The following is a 17,863-nucleotide window of genomic DNA, read 5'->3' on the forward strand; positions in this document are numbered from 1 at the left end:
GGGAACACGATGAGTCAGCCCTGGCAGCCGCCCCAGCCGGGAGACGGCGCCGGCCAGCAGCCGCCACAGCAGCCGGGTGGTGCCCCGCAGTACGGCCCTCCCCAGCCGTACGGCCAGCCGCAGCAACCTCCGCAGCAGCCGGGCTATGGTTACCCGTCACAGCCGCCGGCCCAGCCGCAGCCGGGCTACGGCTACCCGCAGCAGCCGCCGCAGCCGAGCCCGTACGGCGCCCCACAGCCGTACGGCGCCCCCGGTGGCTACCCGGCACCGCAGCCGGGCGGCGGTCGGCAGCAGAACGTGCTGCTCGCCATCGTGCTCTCCGTCGTCGGCGCGCTGCTCGGCGCGCTGCTCTACGGCCTCATCTACCAGGCCATGTTCGACGAGTCCACGGGCGAGCTCTCCCAGCCCTTCTACATCCTGGTCCTGGTCGGCGTGTTGACCGGGGTCGGCCCGGCGCTGTTCGCCAGGGGCAACTGGGGGATCTACATACTCGCCGCGGTGTTGGCCCTGGCCGCGGGCGTCGGTGGTGAACTCTTCGGCACCGCGATGCTGGTCAGCGAGTACATGACCGGTGGTGACCCGGGCACGTTCGAGATCATCACCAGCTACCCGGGTGACCTCTGGGACGCCTGGGACGCCGACAACGAGACGGTCAACTACCTGGCCCTCGTGCTGCCGGCGGTCGGCGCCATCGGCCTGTGCGCCGGGCTCCAGCGCCGCAACGGCTGAACCGAAGCGGGCGGAAGGGCCCGCCGCTCCCCCTGGGGAGCGGCGGGCCCTCGCGCTTGTGGTGCGCTGATCGGGCGGATCAGGCGGGTCAGGTGGGCTCGAGGCCCTGGTTGCGCAGCCAGGTCAGCGGGTCGATGGGGGAGCCGCCGCCGGGGCGCACCTCGAAGTGCAGGTGCGGGCCCGTGGAGTTGCCGGAGTTGCCGGAGTAGGCGATCACCGTGCCGGCCTGCACGTAGCCGGACTGGTAGGCGGTGCTGTCCAGGTGCGCGTACCAGGTCTCGGTGCCGTCCTCTGCGGTGAGGATCAGCAGGTTGCCGTAGCTGGGGTGCCACTGGGTGCGGACGGTGCCGTCGGTCGCGGCCAGCACCGGGGTGCCGTAGCTGACCGGGAAGTCGATGCCGGTGTGGTTGGACATCCAGTTGATGCCCGCCTGGCCGTAGTAGGCGCTCAGGCCGCGCTGCTCGACGGGGAGGAAGAACTTGGGCCGCATCGCCTCGATGCGGGCCGCCTCGGCCGCCGCCGCCTCGGCCTCGGCCTCCTGCTGGGCCTCCAGGTCGATGCGGCCCTGGGTGCGGCTGGCGCGCTCGGCGTAGTCGCCGGCGGCGGCCGAGACGCTGGTCAGCTGGGTGTCGAACTCGGCGTTCGCGGCGGCGCGCTGGGCCTCGTCGGCCGGGTCGGGCGCGGCGACGGGCGCCGGCTCGTTCCCCGTGTCGGTGCCGGACTCCGAGACGGTGGCGGCCGTGGCGACCGCGGTGACGCCGAGGACGGCGAGCGAGGGGGCGGCGACGCTCAGGAAGGCGGAGCGGGCCCGGGGCCGGCTGACGCGGCGCCTGCCACGGCTCTGCGAGCGGCTGGCGACCACCGGGGTCTCGGCCGGGGCCTCGTCCACCGGGTCGGCCGGCTCCGGAAACCCGTCCGAGGCGTCCACCACGGGGTCGGGCTCGGCCTCTGACGCGGCCGCGAAGCCCGGCGCCGCGTCATAGCCGCCCGCGTCGTAGTTCCCCGCGGCGTCGTACGCGGCGGCGCCTGGATCGGCCTCGGCCTGCTCGCCGTAGTCGGCGGCCAGCTGCTGGTGGAACTCCGGGCCGTAGGCGGCGCCGTAGGTGCCGTCGTACTCCTGGTAGCCCTGGTCCTGGTAGCCCTGCTGCTCCTGGTAGGCGGGGACGCCCTGTGCGGGGGTCTCGTGAAGGTCTCCCGCCGGGTAGCCGCCGGCGTCCCACTGGCCCACCTGCTGCTGGAGGTACCAGTCCTCGACGCCCTGCTGGGGCGGGATGGTGGCCGTGGCGACCTGCTGGGCCCCCGCCCACTGGCCGTCGGCCGACCACTCGCCGAGCCCGGCGCCGGCGTCGTAGCCGCCGTGCTGCTGTTGTCCCTGCGTGGCGTCGGCCCACTCCTGGGCCGGCGCCTGCTGGGTCGTCGTCGCGTAGGGATCGAGAACGTCGTAGGCGGCGTAGGAGCCGTAGCCGGAGTGATCCGAGTGTTGGTCGGTCACACCGGACAGCAGACGATCGCTCACCGATTACGCCTTTCGGCTCGACGACAGGAGCAGGGGTGGGGTCCCAGCGGCTGCAGTTCGGCGTGACTGTACCGGCCGGCGAGCGGCGGCCACAATCTTTCCCGGCCCGTTCGCGGGTTTCGCTGCGTCAGGAAACGGGCAATCGCCCGCCTTTCGGCGGACCGCTCATTGATGCCGCACGATTTGTTCGAGCCTTGTTCGAATTTTTTCGGGGTGGGCATCACCCACGGTGCGAACGCCTCCCACGTTCGCCCTCCATGGGGGATCCTGGACGTGGTCCCTGACGTTAACGACCGTTAGCTCCGGCGCCGTGGCCGGGCGACTTGGGAGGCTCAACATGGGTGTATCGGGTCCGATTCGCGTCGTCGTGGCCAAGCCGGGGCTCGACGGGCACGACCGCGGCGCCAAGGTGATCGCCAGGGCGCTGCGCGACGCGGGCATGGAGGTCATCTACACCGGGCTGCACCAGACGCCGGAGCAGATCGTGGACACCGCGATCCAGGAGGACGCGGACGCCATCGGCCTCTCCATCCTCTCCGGCGCGCACAACACCCTCTTCGCCCGGGTGCTCGAGCTGCTGCGCGAGAAGGACGCGGCCGACATCACGGTCTTCGGCGGCGGCATCATCCCCGAGGAGGACATCGAGCCGCTTCGGGCCCAGGGGGTGGCCGCGATCTTCACCCCTGGCGTGCCCACGGGCGAGGTGGTGGCCTGGGTCCGCGAGCACGTCGGGCTCGCCCACCGCGCCTGACGCTGCCCGCGGCTCCAGCCGGTCCCGGCGGGTCGCGCGGCTTCCGGCGCGGTTCGTCGACCCCTGAAGGGGGCGAGGGTCCGCCGTGGGGGCGGGATCAGCCGCGGTGGCGCCGCGGACGGTCGACGGCCCGTCGCGGCACTTCCAGCGGAGCGCCTGGTTTCGCGGGGGCCCGGGTGGGAAAGCCTCTTCCCGTCCGAGCTCGTCCCGGAGCGCGCGGCCGGGACCCCGTGTGAGCGGGCCGGCGCGGGGCGAACTGTGACAGGTCTCACCACTCTGGTGTGACCCGCGATTTATGAGCCCTCAGGGCCCCCGGATACGCTCGACGTCGGACTTGCCGCGTGCGTCAGCCTAGGTCACCATGCCTCGCGCCGCGGCCACGCGGCACGCCCACGTCGACAACGACCGCGAGACCACTGACTGAGGGACGGACGCGCGTGGACCTGTTCGAATATCAGGCGAGGGACATCTTCGCCAAGCATGACGTGCCGGTGCTGGACGGTGAAGTCATCGACACGCCGGAGGCGGCGCGCGCGGCGGCCGAGCGCCTCGGCGGTCGCGTGGTCGTCAAGGCGCAGGTGAAGACCGGTGGCCGGGGCAAGGCCGGTGGCGTCAAGCTGGCCGCCGACCCCGAGGACGCGGTGGCCAAGGCCGAGGCCATCCTGGGCATGGACATCAAGGGCCACACGGTGCACCGGGTGATGCTGGCGCAGACCGCCGACATCGTGGACGAGTACTACGTCTCCTTCCTCCTCGACCGCACCAACCGCACCTTCCTCGCCATGGCCTCCGTCGAGGGCGGCATGGAGATCGAGGAGGTCGCAGCCACCAAGCCGGAGGCGCTGGCCAAGATCCCGGTCGACGCCATCGAGGGCGTCACCGCCGAGAAGGCCCGCGAGATCGTCGCGGCGGCGAACTTCCCGGCCGAGGTCGCCGACCAGGTGGCCGACGTGCTGGTGCGGCTGTGGGACGTCTTCATCAAGGAGGATGCCCTGCTCGTCGAGGTCAACCCGCTGGTCAAGACCGGCGACGGCCGGATCATCGCGCTTGACGGCAAGGTGTCCCTGGACGCCAACGCCGAGTTCCGGCAGCCGGAGCACGCGGCGCTCGAGGACAAGGCCGCCGCCAACCCGCTGGAGGCCGCCGCCAAGGAGCGCGGCCTCAACTACGTCAAGCTCGAGGGTGGCAACGTCGGCATCATCGGCAACGGCGCCGGCCTCGTCATGTCCACCCTCGACGTGGTGGCCTACGCGGGCGAGAAGCACGGCGGCGTGAAGCCGGCGAACTTCCTGGACATCGGCGGCGGTGCCTCCGCCGAGGTGATGGCCAACGGTCTGGAGATCATCCTGGGCGACCCGGAGGTCAAGTCCGTCTTCGTCAACGTCTTCGGCGGCATCACCGCGTGCGACGCGGTCGCCAACGGCATCGTGCAGGCGCTCGCGCTGCTCAAGTCCAAGGGCGAGGACGTCAACAAGCCGCTGGTCGTCCGCCTCGACGGCAACAACGCCGAACTGGGCCGGCAGATCCTCACCGACGCCGACCACCCGCTGGTCGAGCAGGTGAACACCATGGACGGCGCGGCCGACCGGGCCGCCGAGCTGGCCGCCAAGTAGGGCTCGGACCAGGACATCCGGAACAGACGAGGACAATAAGAGAAATGGCTATCTTCCTCACCAAGGAATCCAAGGTCATCGTCCAGGGCATGACCGGCTCCGAGGGCCAGAAGCACACCCGGCGCATGCTGGCCGCCGGCACCAACATCGTCGGTGGCGTGAACCCCCGCAAGGCCGGTCAGAAGGTCGACTTCGACGGCACCGAGGTACCGGTCTTCGGCGGCGTCAAGGAGGCCATCGAGGCCACCGGCGCCGACGTCACCGTGATCTTCGTGCCGGAGAAGTTCACCAAGGACGCGGTCATCGAGGCGATCGACGCCGAGATCCCGCTGGCCGTGGTGATCACCGAGGGCATCGCGGTGCACGACACGGCGGCGTTCTGGGCGTACGCCGGCGCGAAGGGCAACAAGACCCGGATCATCGGCCCCAACTGCCCGGGCCTGATCACCCCCGGCCAGTCCAACGCGGGCATCATCCCGGCCGACATCACCAAGCCGGGCCGCATCGGGCTCGTCTCGAAGTCCGGCACGCTGACCTACCAGATGATGTACGAGCTGCGTGACCTGGGCTTCTCGACGTGCGTCGGCATCGGCGGCGACCCGATCATCGGCACCACGCACATCGACGCGCTGGCGGCGTTCGAGGCGGACCCCGAGACCGACCTGATCGTGATGATCGGCGAGATCGGCGGCGACGCGGAGGAGCGGGCGGCGGACTTCATCCGCGAGAACGTCTCGAAGCCGGTGGTCGGCTACGTGGCGGGCTTCACCGCGCCCGAGGGCAAGACGATGGGCCACGCCGGTGCGATCGTCTCCGGCTCGTCCGGTACGGCGCAGGCGAAGAAGGAGGCGCTGGAGGCGGCCGGCGTCAAGGTCGGCAAGACGCCGTCCGAGACGGCGCGGCTCGCGCGCGAGGTTCTGTCCAACGCGGCCTGATCTTCACGGGCTCCTTTTCCACCCGCCCCTTCTCGCCCGAAGCGCGAGAAGGGGCGGGTCGCGTTCTGGGCACGGGGCGCCCAGCCGCCACGGCACTTCGCGCGGGATTCTCCCCACCCACCCGTCCTGTCCGGCGCTTCGCGCGGTTGGGGGCAGGCCGCGCTGAGCACGCGGTGCGCCTGCGGCGGCCGCGCCGCCGGGGCATCGGCCGCGTAGCGGCCACCAGCTCGCGAGCGGCGCCCGGCCGGCGGCGTGCGGATGAGGGCGGTGGGTGGGGAAAGCACCTCGAGCGGGTGTGGGCCCGAGCTTCGGGCGCGGCGCGGCCGGCCCCGGCGGCCCCGGCAGGGGTGGCTGACGCCGAGCGCGAGCGTGTGGGTGGGAAAAGCAGCTTGTCGGTGTGCCGGGCCGGGCCGGTGGGCCCGGGTTGTCAGCATGGCCGGGTGGCAGACCTTTCGCATGGCCGGGTGGCAGAGCACTCGTTCCGAAACCGCTGGTGGTTGGAGGGCGCGCTGGCCGCCGCACTCGGGCTCGGCATCGTCACCGTGCCGGTGCTGATGCTGTGGACCATCTCGCCCTACTCCGGCACCGGGCCAGGCGCCGCGTTGCGGACGGCCGCCGATCTGTGGCTGCTGGGGCACGGCGTCGAACTGCTCCGCACGGACACGCTCAGCGGCGTGCCCGCGCCGGTCGGGTTGACGCCCCTGTTGTTGGCCGCCCTGCCGGCCGCTCTCCTGTGCCGCGCCGCGAAGGGCACGGGTCCGGCCGCCGCGCTGTCGATCCTCGGCGGCTATCTCGTGGTGGCCGCCGGCGCCGCGGCGGTCGGCACGGCGCCGCTCGTCTCGGTCGGGCGGCTGCCGCTGTTCGTGGGCGCCGTCACGCTGGTCGCGGCCCTGGCCGCCGGTGACGGCCGGGTCGGGGCCGCCGGGCGGGCCGCGCTCGCCGGCGCGGTGGCCTGCTGCGGCGTCGGGGCCCTGCTGGCCGCCGGTGCCCTGCTGATCCACGCCGGCGTCGCCCAGGAGGTGTTCGCCGCGCTCACCGACGAGTGGTCGGGCCGGATCGGGTTGCTGCTCGTGGTCGGCACGCTGGCGCCGAACGCGGCGGTGTGGGCGGCGTCCTACGGCCTCGGGCCCGGTTTCACGCTCGGCGCCGACAGCCTCGTCGGGCCACTCGTGGTGCGCGGCGAGCCGGCGCTGCCGGACTTCCCGCTGCTGGCCATGGCGCCCGGCGGGCCGCTTGAGGCGCCCTGGGCCTGGGCCCTGGTCGCGCCGGTGCCGGCGGCCGTGGTGCTGGTGGTGGCGTGGTTCGTGGCGCATGCGGCCGTCCCGGTGCGCGACTCACGAGCCATGGCGGACGGCTGGTGGGCGACGGCCGGCACCGCGCTGCTCGCCGCGCTCTGCGCCGGCCTCGCCATGGGCGGGCTCGCGGCGCTGGCCGGCGGGCCGCTCGGCACGGCCGCGATGGCCGAGTTCGGCCCGGACCCCTACCTGGTGGCCGGCGCGACCGTCGCCTGGACGGCCGCCCTCGCGACGCCGCTGGCGCTCACGCTGCGCGCCTGGCGGCTGCGTGGCGCCCGCAGGCCACGCGAGCAGCGGATCCTGGAGGAGCTCAGGCTCACTCCCGCTCACCGAAGTACGGGCGGAGCTGGCTGGGCAGCAGATTCTCGCAGGACTCGCGGGACGGGGTGGTGAGCGCGTCGTCGACGCAGTCGAAGTAGTCCTTGTAGACGAGCTGCATCGTGTACGAGGCGGCGACCAGCAGCAGCGCGACGCCGGCCAGCACCACCCCGGAGATCGCGGAGGCGCGGCCGGGGGACGACGCGGCGCGGGCCGCCGACTGCCCGGGTCCCCGCTTCCCCTCGGGCCCGGGCGCCGGTGCGCCGCCCTGCCCGCCCTGGAGGGCGGCCACCCGGCGGTCCCTGGCCTCGGGGCTCTCCTTCGGTCCGCCGCGCAGCGCGCTGATGCCCCAGTACAGAGCGAGCGAGCCGAGCAGCAGGGCCAGCCACTCCCAGCCGAGCGCCGCCGTCAGCACGCCCCACATGCCGGCCAACATCGCGTAGCGGGCGTGCCGCTGGGCCGGGTCGGAGGGGTCCCACCGGCCGGGGCCGCCGACGCCTGAGCCCGGGCCGCCGTCCTGGCCGCCGCCTGACGGCTCGCCCCAGCGGCCGCTCCCTCGCCGCGGCTGCCGGCTGCTCCACTGGCTGCCCCAGCGCTGCCGCTGGCTCTCCCGCTCGCGGTCCTGGGCCCCGTTCTCGCCGCGGCTCTCGCCCCCGTCCTGGCCGGCGCCCTGGGCACCGTCCCGGTCCTCGCCCGTGAGGTGACGCGGCTGCCAGGGTCGGTCGGGCGCGCCCTCGGGTGGCGGGGCGAAGGGGTTGTGCTCCTCGCCCGACCGGTCCTGGGGTTCGGAGGCACGGCGTCGGTCCGTCATGGTGGTCGTCGGGTCTCCCTGCTAGGTGCGTTGCTTTCGACCGTACCTGGAGCGGACCGCCCCACGGCACGGGGGGAGCGGGGCGTGCCGGTATCGTTGCCGGGGACTCCCCCCGAGGCTCGCGCAGAGACACGGACACGCAGAGACGCAGAGAAAGTTTTCGCAGTGCCCCTTCCAGCTGAGCCGGCGGCGCCGGCGCGCGTCGTCGTTCTGGTATCCGGTTCGGGCACCAATCTCCAGGCCCTGCTCGACGCGGTGGCCGAGCGCGGTCCGGCGTACGGCGCCCAGGTGGTGGCCGTGGGCGCCGACCGGCCCGGGATCGAGGGCCTCAGGCGGGCGGAGCGCGCCGGTCTTCCGACGTTCGTGTGCCGGGTGCGGGACTTCGAGACCCGCGAGGCGTGGGACGCGGCGTTGACGGAGGCGGTGGCCGAACACCGGCCCGACCTGGTGGTGTCGGCCGGCTTCATGAAGATCGTGGGGGCGGCGTTCCTGGCGCGCTTCGGCGGCCGCGTCGTCAACACCCACCCGGCCCTGCTGCCGAGCTTCCCGGGCGCGCACGCGGTGCGCGACGCGCTCGACCACGGCGCGCGGGTCACGGGCTGCACCGTGCACTTCGTCGACGCGGGCGTGGACAGCGGGCCGATCATCGCGCAGCGGGCCGTGGAGATCGAGGACGCGGACGACGAGGCCGCGCTGCACGAGCGGATCAAGGACGTCGAGCGAGGGCTGCTCGTCGAGGTCGTGGGGCGACTCGCCCGGGACGGCTACAGCATCAAGGGACGGAAGGTGTTTATCCCATGACCGGCGAACACAGCGATCAGGGCTCGCGGCGCCCGGTGCGCAGGGCGCTGATCAGCGTCTACGACAAGACGGGCCTCGCCGAGCTGGCCACCGGGCTGCACGCGGCCGGGGTGACGTTGGTCTCCACCGGTTCCACGGCCAGGACCATCGCCGAGGCCGGGGTGCCCGTCACCGAGGTGGCGGACGTCACCGGCTTCCCCGAGGTGCTCGACGGCCGGGTGAAGACGCTGCACCCGAGGGTGCACGCGGGCATCCTGGCCGACCAGCGGCTCGACGCGCACCGGGCGCAGCTCGCCGAGCACGGCATCGAGGCGTTCGAGCTCGTGGTGGGGAACCTGTACCCGTTCCGCAGGACGGTGGAGTCGGGCGCCTCGGTCGACGAGTGCGTGGAGCAGATCGACATTGGCGGCCCCTCGATGGTGCGCGCGGCGGCCAAGAACCACCCGTCCGTGGCGGTCGTGGTGGACCCGGCGCGTTACCCGGAGGTGTTGGCGGCGGTCGAGGGCGGCGGTTTCACGCTGGCCCAGCGGCGGCGGCTCGCGGCCCGCGCCTTCCAGCACACCGCCGAGTACGACGCGGCGGTGGCCGGCTGGTTCGCACAGCTCGACGCGCCCGAGGGCGAGCTGTTCATCGAGAACGCCAACCTGACGTTCACCAGGGAGCGGGTGCTGCGCTACGGCGAGAACCCGCACCAGGCCGCCGCGCTCTACGGGGACGGCAGCGGCACCGGTCTCGCTGCCGCCGAGCAGCTGCACGGCAAGGAGATGTCGTACAACAACTACGTCGACACCGACGCCGCGCGGCGCGCCGCCTACGACCACGAGCAGCCGTGCGTGGCGATCATCAAGCACTCCAACCCCTGTGGCATCGCGGTCGGTTCGGACGTGGCCGAGGCGCACCGCAAGGCGCACGCCTGTGACCCGCTGTCCGCCTACGGTGGCGTGATCGCGGTCAACCGGCCGGTGTCGGTGGCGATGGCCGAGCAGGTGGCGGAGATCTTCACCGAGGTCATCGTGGCCCCGGACTTCGAGGCCGGCGCGGTGGAGGTGCTGGCCCGCAAGAAGAACATCCGGGTGCTGCGCTGCCCGCAGGCGCCGGCCGCCGGCACCGAGTACCGGCCGGTGGACGGCGGCACCCTGGTGCAGGTCACGGACCGGCTGCAGGCGGCGGGCGACGACCCGGCCGGCTGGCGGTTGGTCGCCGGCGAGCCCCTGCCGGCCGCCGAGCTCGCCGAGCTCGGGTTCGCCTGGCGGGCCTGCCGGGCGGTGAAGTCCAACGCGATCCTGCTGGCCAAGGACGGCGCCACGGTGGGCGTCGGGATGGGCCAGGTGAACCGGGTGGACTCGGCGCGGCTCGCGGTGCGGCGGGCCGGCGAGGAGCGTGCGGCCGGCTCGTTCGCGGCGTCCGACGCGTTCTTCCCGTTCCCCGACGGGCTCGAGGTGCTGATCGAGGCGGGCGTGCGGGCGGTCGCGCAGCCGGGCGGCTCGGTCCGCGACGAGCAGGTCATCGAGGCGGCGAAGGCCGCGGGCGTCACGATGTACCTGACCGGCACCCGACACTTCTTCCACTAGCCCTGTCGGGGCGGTCTTCGAGGACCAGGCCCTGGTCTCCCCGGGCCTGGCGAGTGCCGCCCGTCGGCCGTGCGGCTCGGCGCCCCCCAGGGGCACCGGGCCCGCCGCCGTGGGTGGACGCGTGGTCCTCGTTCCGCCTCGCCCAGGGGAGCGTCATGGCTGGGGTCTGTGCAGGAGGTTGACGACGATCTCGTGCAGGACCTCGTGGTCGCGCGGGTCGTGGAGGCGGTAGGGGCCGCCGTCGACGGTGTACCACTCGGCGGCCCCCGCGTAGCGGATCCGCATGGTCAGGGTGCCGTCCTCGGCGGCGCCGGTGTGGAGTTCGAGCTCCCCCGTGATGACGCCGACCTCCCTGGTCATCACCCCGCCGCGGGGCGCGGTGAAGACCGTGTACCTGTCGCTCATGCCTCCACTTCTTACCCGCTGGGTCAGCAGGAGTTGAGCATCTCGCCCAGCGCGTCGAGCTCGTCCTGGTCGAGGGTGAGGTCGTACACGTACTTCACGTGGATCCACATCTCCGCGTAGACGCAGTGGAACCCCTCGGCCGGCGGCTGCCAGTCGGCAGGGTCCTGGTCGCCCTTGGAGCGGTTGGAGGCGGCGCTCACCGCGATCAGCTGCGATGTGGTGAGGTCGTTGGCGAACTGCCGGCGCCGGTCCCTGGTCCACTCGTCGGCGCCGGACCGCCAGCCCTCGGCCAGCGGCACGACGTGGTCGATGTCGAGCTGGGACGGGTCGGTCCAGGTGGTGTCGTCGTAGGGGCTGAACCAGTCGCCGGCGACGGGCCGGCAACTGCCGGGCGCCAGCTCGACGTTCTCGCCGTCGCGGATCAGCACGCTCTGCCGGGTGGTGCAGCCGTTCACGGTGGTCCAGTGCGGGAACTCGTCGCGCGAGTAGCCCGCCATGGAGCCGGGCGGCTCCACGGTGAGGGCCGCGAGCTCGGCACGCGCCTGTTCCTCGTCGGGGATGTCGGGCGGCAGGGCGTCGGCCGGCGCCGCGGTCGCCAGCGCGAGCAGCGGCACGGCCAGCAGGGTCGTCAGCGCGGCGGCCAACCAGCGTGTGGGGGTGGGCTTTTGGGGGTGGAGCATCAGGAACCTCCGTAGAGGTGTGGGGAGTTGCCTGATGACCGGTCTACCCGAATTGTGTCGTGCTCATGATCTACGGGGCGGTTCCCCCGAAGCGTCCCGCCTCCCCGCACGACCTCGTCGCGCACCGGGGTCGACCGGCGCGCGACGGGCGTGTGACCGCCCGGTCCGGGGACCGGATTCGATTCCCACCCACGCCATCCGGGAGAATGGCGGCCATGAGCGCCCAGATTCTCGATGGCAGGGCGGCCGCGGCCGCGATCAAGACCGACCTGACCGCCCGGGTCGCCGTCCTCAGGGAACGCGGCGTGACCCCCGGCCTCGGCACCCTGCTGGTCGGCGACGACGTCGGCAGCCAGAAGTACGTCGCCGGCAAGCACCGCGACTGCGCCGCCGTCGGGATCGCCTCCATCCAGCGCGAGCTGCCCGCCACCGCCGGCCAGGAGGAGATCGAGGCCGTCGTCCGGGAGCTGAACGCCGACCCGGCCTGCACCGGCTACCTCGTCCAGCTGCCGCTGCCGCGCGGCGTCGACGCCAACCGGGTGCTCGAGCTCATCGACCCCGCCAAGGACGCCGACGGCCTGCACCCGACCAACCTCGGCCGCCTCGTGCTCGGCCAGCCGGCCCCGCTGCCCTGCACCCCCAACGGCGTGGTCACGCTGCTGCGCCGGCACGGCGTGGAGATCGCCGGCGCCCACGTGGTCGTCGTCGGCCGGGGCGTCACCATCGGCCGCTCCATCCCGCTGCTGCTCACCCGCCGCAGCGAGAACGCCACGGTCACCCAGGTCCACACCGGCACCCGCGACATCGCAGCCCACCTGCGCCAGGCCGACATCATCGTGGCCGCCGCCGGCGTGCCCCACCTGGTCAAGCCCGAGGACGTCAAGCCGGGCGCCGCCGTCCTCGACGTCGGCGTCAGCAGGGACGAGCACGGCAAGATCGTCGGCGACGTGCACCCGGGCGTCGCCGAGGTCGCCGGCTGGCTCTCCCCGAACCCGGGCGGCGTCGGCCCCATGACCAGGGCCATGCTCCTGCAGAACGTGGTGGAGGCCGCCGAGCGCGCCGCCGCCGTCGAGGTGGGCGGGTGAGCGGCGTGGGAAGCCGCCCGGTGGCCGGCTGGATCCGCCGCTGGCGGGTGCCGGAGAAGTACCGCACGCGCGACACCGCGCGCCCCGAGGGCGGCCAGCGCACCGCGCCGGGCAGCGCCCCGGCCCCGATACGGCAGTGGCCGCTGCTCGCGGTGCTCGGCGGCACCCTGCTCGGGCTGCTCGTCACCCTCGGCGACTTCCGGATCGGGCTGCTGATCGTGGGCGGCTCGCTGCTCGCCGCCGCCGGCATGCGCGGCTGGCTGCCGGCCGTCGGGATGCTCGCGGTCCGCTCCCGCTTCACCGACGTGCTGACCTACGGCGTCGCCGGCCTCCTCATCACGCTGCTGACGCTGATGGCCGAGCCGAGCCCCTGGCTCGAGCTGCCGCTCCTCAACGACCTGCTGCGCTTCTCCGCGGGCTAGTGCCGTGTCAGCCGAGGTTCGCCCGTCAAGGAGCGGCGTCCGGTGCGGTGCTCCCCCAGACTTCGTCCGGGTGGGGGTGCCCCCTGCACGGAGTGCTCGGGGGAGTGCCCCCATTCGCCTCGCTCACGGCGCCCCACGCGGCGGAGCCGCACATCGGCAGCAGCGCAGCTCATACTCGGCCGTATGCGCGCGATTCGGTAACGCAGCGAGTGCCGTGCCGGGCGTCGCGACGGGGCGAACCTTGGCTGATGCGGCACTAGGTCTGGGCGGACCTACTCAAGCCAGCCGGCGACCGTGTCCGGGTGCTCGGTGACCCACCGCTCGGCCGCGGCCGTCGGCGTGAGCCCCTCGCCGGCGATCAGCTCCGCCACCGCGTTCTGGTCGTCGGCCGACCAGGAGAAGTTCCGCAGGAAGTCGACGGCCGCGCCGCCCGCGGCGGCGAACTCGGCGTTCAGGTACTTCTGCAGCGCTATCCGCGGGTAGTACTCGGGGAGCCGTATCTCGGTGAGCGGCACCTCGGCGCTCAGCCAGTGCGGCTCCCAGAAGTACGTCAGCAGCGGCTCGCCGGCCTCGGCCGCGCCCGCTATCTCCGCGACCAGCGCGTCCTCGCTGCCGGCCGCCACCGGCCGGTAGGCCAGGTCCAGGTCCTCGACGATGGCCTCGTCCCTGGTGGCGTACTCCGGATCGCCGTGCAGCAGCCGGCCGCCGAGCTCGCCCGCGAAGTCGTTCAGGTTGCGCCAGTCCAGCACCCCGGGGTTGGCCTCGGCGAACTCCTCGGGGACGTACCAGCCGACATGGCCCGTGATGCCAAGCTCGCCCGCCCCCACCACCTGCTCCTTGCGCTCGACGTACAGCTCGACCGCGTCCGGCAGCGCCCCCCAGTCCTCGAGCACCGCCTGCACGTCGCCCTGCCCGAGCTGCTCCCACGCGTCCCGCTGACTCAGCTCCACGCGCCGCACCGGCACGTCGAGCTCGTTCTCCAGCACATAGGCGGCCACCGCCGCGTTCGCCTGCCCGCCGGGCCACGCCGGCACCGCGATCACCACCGGCTCCCGCTCGTCCTCGGCCAGCCGCCCGGTCACCCCCTCGGCCAGGCTGCAGCCGCTCACCGCCAGCAGGCTCAGGGCACCCATCCCGGCGAACAGGGGATGACGTATCCGCATGGTGTGGAGTCCTTCGGGGTGTCGCGGCGGGGCGGGGCCCAGCGGAGCACGGGCGAGATGTGTGCGGGATGTGCGGGGTGTGCGTGGGATGCAGTGTGGCCCCGACCTCAGGTTCGGGGCCACCACTCGCGCACGATCTCTCCGTGATTTCTTCCGCTTTTTCCCGGGACGCTTCCGCGCCGCCGGTCGATCAGATGAGGCCGAGGCCGCGGACGGCCTCGCGCTCCTCGGTGAGCTCCCGCACCGAGGCGTCGATCCTGGTGCGGGAGAACTCGTTGATCTCCAGCCCCTGGACGATCGAGTACGAGCCGTCGGCCGTGGTGACCGGGAACGAGGAGATCAGGCCCTCGGGCACGCCGTAGGAGCCGTCGGACGGGACGGCCATCGAGGTCCAGTCGCCCTCGGCCGTGCCGTTGACCCAGGTGAACACGTGGTCCACGGCCGCGTTGGCCGCCGAGGCCGCCGAGGAGGCGCCGCGGGCCTCGATGATGGCCGCGCCGCGCTTGGCGACCGTCGGGATGAACTCGTCGGCCAGCCACTTCTCGTCGTCGACGACCTCGGCCGCGTTCCGCCCGGCGATCTCGGCGTGGAACACGTCCGGGTACTGGGTGGCCGAGTGGTTGCCCCAGATGGTCAGGCGGCGGATCTCGGACACGCTGCTGCCGGTCTTCTTCGCCAGCTGCGACAGCGCGCGGTTGTGGTCGAGCCTGGTCATCGCGGTGAACCGCTCGGCCGGCACGTCGGGCGCGGCGGCCTGCGCGATGAGCGCGTTGGTGTTGGCCGGGTTGCCCACGACGAGGACCTTGACGTCGTCGGCCGCGTGGTCGTTGATGGCCTTGCCCTGTGGCTTGAAGATGCCGCCGTTGGCCTCCAGCAGGTCCCCGCGTTCCATACCCTTGGTCCGCGGCCGGGCGCCGACCAGCAGCGCCACGTTGGCGCCGTCGAAGGCGACGTTCGGGTCGTCGGTGATGTCGATGCCGGCCAGCAGCGGGAAGGCGCAGTCGTCCAGCTCCATGGCGGTGCCCTCGGCGGCCGAGAGCGCCGGCGTGATCTCCAGCAGTCGGAGCCGGACGGGGGTGTCCTGGCCGAGGAGTTGTCCGGAGGCGATGCGGAAGAGCAGGGCGTAGCCGATCTGGCCGGCCGCTCCGGTGACGGTTACGGTGACGGGGGTGCGGGGCATGTGTGGCCTTCCGAAGACGGACAGTTCAGACAGCGAGATCCTTCAGGTCCGCCCGTCAGGTTAACCGACGCCTCCCGTGCGGCCGGGATCGGGCTGGCCCCGGAGGGTGGGGGACCTGAGACAATGGAGCCATGACCACAGGACGACTGCGTGTGCTCTCCGGAATCCAGCCCACCGCGGGCTCGTTCCACCTCGGGAACTACCTCGGCGCGGTGCGCCAGTGGGTGGCCCTGCAGGAGACCCACGACGCGTTCTACATGATCGTCGACCTGCACGCGATCACCATCCCGCAGGACCCGGCCGAGCTGCGGCAGGCCACCAGGCTGGCCGCCGCCCAACTGCTCGCCGCCGGCCTCGACCCGGAGCGCTGCACCCTGTTCGTGCAGAGCCACGTGCCCGAGCACACCCAGCTCGCCTGGGTGATGAACTGCCTCACCCGGTTCGGCGAGGCCTCCCGGATGACCCAGTTCAAGGACAAGTCGGCCAAGCAGGGTGCCGAGGGCACCACCGTCGGCCTGTTCACCTACCCCGTGCTCCAGGCCGCCGACATCCTGCTCTACCACGCCGACCAGGTGCCGGTCGGCGAGGACCAGCGCCAGCACGTGGAGCTCACCCGGGACGTCGCCCAGCGGTTCAACGGCCTGTTCGGCGAGACGCTCACCATGCCCGAGGCGTACATCCTCAAGGGCGCCGCCAAGATCTACGACCTGCAGGACCCGTCGGCCAAGATGAGCAAGTCCGCCGCCTCGGACAAGGGCGTGGTCTGGCTGATGGACGAGGCGAAGGCCTCGGCCAAGAAGTTCCGCGGCGCGGTCACCGACACCGGCACCGAGGTCCGCTTCGACCCGGAGACCAAGCCCGGCGTCAGCAACCTGCTCACCATCTACTCGGCCATGACCGGCCTGGAGATCGGTGAGATCGAGGAGAAGTTCACCGGCCAGCTCTACGGACCGCTCAAGGTCGAGGTCGCCGACATCTTCGCCGAGTGGGTGGCGCCGTTCCGCACCCGGGTGCTCGAGTTCCTCGACGACCCGGCCCAACTGGACGCGATCCTCGCCGACGGTGCCGCCAAGGCGCGGGCGGTCGCGGCCGAGACGGTGGCCACCGTCTACGACCGGGTCGGCTTCCTGCCGCCGGCCGGTGGCTGACGGGGTCGGGCCTCGAGGGTGGGGGCGCGAGTAACGAGCAGCGGACGGAAGGGAGTCCTGGCATGGGCACGGTCACGCTCGGCGTGTCGATCGCGGTCCCCGAACCGCATGGCAGCGCGCTGCAACGTCGCCGCCTCGGCTTCGGCGACGCCGCCGCGGCCGGCATCCCCACCCATGTGACGCTGCTGCCGCCGATCGAGGTGCCGGCATCCGACCGGCCCGCGATCGAGGACCACCTGTCCGCCGTGGCCAGGTCCTGCCGGCCCTTCCCGATCCGCCTGTGCGGCACCGACACGTTCCGGCCGCTGACCCCCGTGGTCTTCCTGCGGGTGGTCGAGGGCGGACCGGCCTGCGACCGGCTCCAGGAGCGAGTGCGGGCGGCCGGCGGCCCGCTCGACCGCGAACTGAGCTTCCCCTACCACCCGCACGTCACCCTCGCGCACGGCATCGCCGAGGACGCGATGGACATCGCCCAGGCCGAGCTCGCCGACTACGAGGCGGCCTGGACGGTGCGGGGCTTCGCGCTCTACGAGCAGGACGCGGCCGGCGTCTGGCAGCCGTGCCGCGAGTTCCGCTTCGCGCGGGGCCGCGCGGCGCGGGGGCGCGGCGCGCCGGCCGGCGCCCTGGCGGGCGAGCCCACGCCGCGGACGGTCTGACACCCGGCCGAAGTGCTGTTCCTCGGTCAGTCGCCGGGTAGGCGTTCGGCCTGTTCGCCGCCGACCTCGGTGGTGCGCCGCGGACAGCGCTCGATCACCGCGAGCTCTTCGTCGGTGAAGGCGTCCAGGGCCTGGCCGAAGGCCCTTCCCGGAATCTCCCACGCGGCTTCGAGCTCCGGAGTGCGCTGAGCGGTGAGGGAGACGAGCATCTTGCGACGGTCGTCGCGGTGGGGCTGACGCTCGACGAGTCCGGCCCGCTCCAGCCGGTCCACCAGGCGGCTGGCCGATCCGGAGGTCAGCCCGGTCAACGTGACCCCGGTCAACGTGACCCCGGTCAACGTGAACAGGGCGTCCGCGGTGTGATGCCGCCGGGCGGCCACGGTGACAGCCGCGGCCGCGTGCCCTCTACGACCGCTGGAGCGAGATGTTGCGCGACGACTTCAGCCCCCGGCTTCACCGTCCATCAGGCGCGTCCCGACGGCAGCGACTCCACGGCGGTCACCGGACCGGCGCGGTCGCCGCCCGAGATCGAGCAGACCATGGCCGCCTTCGGCGACATCACCATCACCGTCGACCTCGGCCCGATAGTCGACGGCGACCTGGTCGCCACCCGCTGGACCATGCGCGCCACCTACGCCGGCGGCATCCCACGCCACCGCCCTGACCGGCACGAGGATCGCCTTCAGCGGCAACGACATCCTGCGTGTGGCCGACGGCAGGTTCACCGAGTACGGGACCCGCACCGACGTCCTGGACGGGCTGACCCAGCTCGGGGCCGTCTCCG

General features: G+C 72.9%; 19 protein-coding genes. 11 read left to right on the forward strand and 8 right to left on the reverse strand.

The window, feature by feature from the left end; genetic code table 11:
• Nucleotides 1-9: 9 nt before the first annotated feature.
• Nucleotides 10-729 carry a hypothetical protein gene (locus tag E1265_RS37805; RefSeq protein WP_207930936.1) on the forward strand — a complete coding sequence of 240 codons (720 nt, stop codon included), beginning with the start codon at nucleotides 10-12 and terminating at the stop codon, nucleotides 727-729.
• Nucleotides 730-817: 88 nt separating this feature from the next.
• Here the strand turns inward: E1265_RS37805 and E1265_RS03415 are convergent, their stop codons facing one another.
• Nucleotides 818-2,245, reverse strand: coding sequence for a M23 family metallopeptidase (locus tag E1265_RS03415; protein WP_132928694.1), 1,428 nt, complete (start codon nucleotides 2,243-2,245; stop codon nucleotides 818-820).
• Nucleotides 2,246-2,582: 337 nt separating this feature from the next.
• On the opposite strand from E1265_RS03415, the gene E1265_RS03420 reads away from it, so the two are divergent.
• The 4 genes from E1265_RS03420 to E1265_RS03435 all read left to right on the forward strand — a co-directional run bounded on the left by E1265_RS03420 (nucleotide 2,583) and on the right by E1265_RS03435 (nucleotide 7,232).
• On the forward strand, nucleotides 2,583-2,996 hold the full coding sequence (locus tag E1265_RS03420; RefSeq protein ID WP_132928695.1) for a cobalamin B12-binding domain-containing protein: 414 nt from the start codon (nucleotides 2,583-2,585) through the stop codon (nucleotides 2,994-2,996).
• A 437-nt stretch (nucleotides 2,997-3,433) separates the two neighbouring features.
• Nucleotides 3,434-4,609, forward strand: coding sequence for an ADP-forming succinate--CoA ligase subunit beta (gene sucC / locus E1265_RS03425; RefSeq protein ID WP_132928696.1), 1,176 nt, complete (start codon nucleotides 3,434-3,436; stop codon nucleotides 4,607-4,609).
• A gap of 44 nt (nucleotides 4,610-4,653) precedes the next feature.
• Complete coding sequence (gene sucD / locus E1265_RS03430; protein ID WP_132928697.1) at nucleotides 4,654-5,544, forward strand: succinate--CoA ligase subunit alpha; 891 nt, start codon at nucleotides 4,654-4,656, stop codon at nucleotides 5,542-5,544.
• Between the two features lie 464 nt (nucleotides 5,545-6,008).
• Nucleotides 6,009-7,232 (forward strand): DUF6350 family protein, encoded by a 1,224-nt coding sequence (locus tag E1265_RS03435; protein ID WP_132928698.1) that lies wholly within the window; start codon nucleotides 6,009-6,011, stop codon nucleotides 7,230-7,232.
• On the opposite strand, the gene E1265_RS03440 is transcribed toward E1265_RS03435, so the two are convergent.
• Nucleotides 7,156-7,968, reverse strand: a complete 813-nt coding sequence (locus E1265_RS03440; RefSeq protein ID WP_132928699.1) for a hypothetical protein — start codon at nucleotides 7,966-7,968, stop codon at nucleotides 7,156-7,158. The two genes, E1265_RS03435 and E1265_RS03440, sit on opposite strands and share 77 nt — an antisense overlap.
• A gap of 165 nt (nucleotides 7,969-8,133) precedes the next feature.
• Here E1265_RS03440 and purN point away from each other — a divergent pair, with 165 nt between their 5' ends.
• Together purN and purH are read left to right on the forward strand one after the other, a co-directional pair.
• Nucleotides 8,134-8,769: a phosphoribosylglycinamide formyltransferase gene (purN, locus tag E1265_RS03445; protein ID WP_132928700.1), complete on the forward strand. Its 636-nt coding sequence runs from the start codon at nucleotides 8,134-8,136 to the stop codon at nucleotides 8,767-8,769.
• The gene (gene purH, locus E1265_RS03450; RefSeq protein WP_132928701.1) at nucleotides 8,766-10,340 is read left to right on the forward strand and encodes a bifunctional phosphoribosylaminoimidazolecarboxamide formyltransferase/IMP cyclohydrolase; all 1,575 of its coding nucleotides are present in this window, start codon (nucleotides 8,766-8,768) and stop codon (nucleotides 10,338-10,340) included. Before purN ends, purH begins: the two co-directional genes overlap by 4 nt.
• A 153-nt stretch (nucleotides 10,341-10,493) precedes the next feature.
• Here purH and E1265_RS03455 read toward each other — a convergent pair whose 3' ends face one another.
• Nucleotides 10,494-10,745: a hypothetical protein gene (locus E1265_RS03455; RefSeq protein WP_132928702.1), complete on the reverse strand. Its 252-nt coding sequence runs from the start codon at nucleotides 10,743-10,745 to the stop codon at nucleotides 10,494-10,496.
• Between the two features lie 23 nt (nucleotides 10,746-10,768).
• A complete protein-coding gene (locus E1265_RS03460; protein WP_132928703.1) occupies nucleotides 10,769-11,425 on the reverse strand; it encodes an HNH endonuclease family protein in 657 nt (218 codons plus the stop codon).
• A gap of 215 nt (nucleotides 11,426-11,640) precedes the next feature.
• Between E1265_RS03460 and E1265_RS03465 the strand changes: the two genes are divergently transcribed.
• Nucleotides 11,641-12,510 (forward strand): bifunctional methylenetetrahydrofolate dehydrogenase/methenyltetrahydrofolate cyclohydrolase, encoded by an 870-nt coding sequence (locus E1265_RS03465; RefSeq protein ID WP_132928704.1) that lies wholly within the window; start codon nucleotides 11,641-11,643, stop codon nucleotides 12,508-12,510.
• The gene (locus E1265_RS03470; protein ID WP_132928705.1) at nucleotides 12,507-12,932 is read left to right on the forward strand and encodes a DUF3017 domain-containing protein; all 426 of its coding nucleotides are present in this window, start codon (nucleotides 12,507-12,509) and stop codon (nucleotides 12,930-12,932) included. Before E1265_RS03465 ends, E1265_RS03470 begins: the two co-directional genes overlap by 4 nt.
• A 272-nt stretch (nucleotides 12,933-13,204) precedes the next feature.
• Here the strand turns inward: E1265_RS03470 and E1265_RS03475 are convergent, their stop codons facing one another.
• Entirely contained in the window at nucleotides 13,205-14,095 is an 891-nt protein-coding gene (locus E1265_RS03475; RefSeq protein ID WP_132928706.1) for a glycine betaine ABC transporter substrate-binding protein, read from the reverse strand.
• 190 nt (nucleotides 14,096-14,285) lie between these two features.
• On the reverse strand, nucleotides 14,286-15,275 hold the full coding sequence (locus E1265_RS03480) for a malate dehydrogenase (RefSeq protein ID WP_132928707.1): 990 nt from the start codon (nucleotides 15,273-15,275) through the stop codon (nucleotides 14,286-14,288).
• Between the two features lie 131 nt (nucleotides 15,276-15,406).
• Here E1265_RS03480 and trpS point away from each other — a divergent pair, with 131 nt between their 5' ends.
• Both trpS and E1265_RS03490 read left to right on the forward strand, forming a co-directional pair.
• Complete coding sequence (gene trpS / locus E1265_RS03485; protein ID WP_132928708.1) at nucleotides 15,407-16,423, forward strand: tryptophan--tRNA ligase; 1,017 nt, start codon at nucleotides 15,407-15,409, stop codon at nucleotides 16,421-16,423.
• Nucleotides 16,424-16,485: 62 nt separating this feature from the next.
• Entirely contained in the window at nucleotides 16,486-17,079 is a 594-nt protein-coding gene (locus tag E1265_RS03490) for a 2'-5' RNA ligase family protein (protein ID WP_132928709.1), read from the forward strand.
• A 26-nt stretch (nucleotides 17,080-17,105) separates the two neighbouring features.
• Here the strand turns inward: E1265_RS03490 and E1265_RS03495 are convergent, their stop codons facing one another.
• Together E1265_RS03495 and E1265_RS37810 are read right to left on the reverse strand one after the other, a co-directional pair.
• Nucleotides 17,106-17,459, reverse strand: a complete 354-nt coding sequence (locus tag E1265_RS03495; protein ID WP_132928710.1) for a MarR family transcriptional regulator — start codon at nucleotides 17,457-17,459, stop codon at nucleotides 17,106-17,108.
• A gap of 83 nt (nucleotides 17,460-17,542) precedes the next feature.
• The gene (locus tag E1265_RS37810) at nucleotides 17,543-17,701 is read right to left on the reverse strand and encodes a hypothetical protein (protein WP_207930937.1); all 159 of its coding nucleotides are present in this window, start codon (nucleotides 17,699-17,701) and stop codon (nucleotides 17,543-17,545) included.
• Between the last annotated feature and the right edge of the window lie 162 nt (nucleotides 17,702-17,863).

Source organism: Streptomyces sp. 8K308 (assembly GCF_004348315.1).
Taxonomy (GTDB): domain Bacteria; phylum Actinomycetota; class Actinomycetes; order Streptomycetales; family Streptomycetaceae; genus Streptomyces.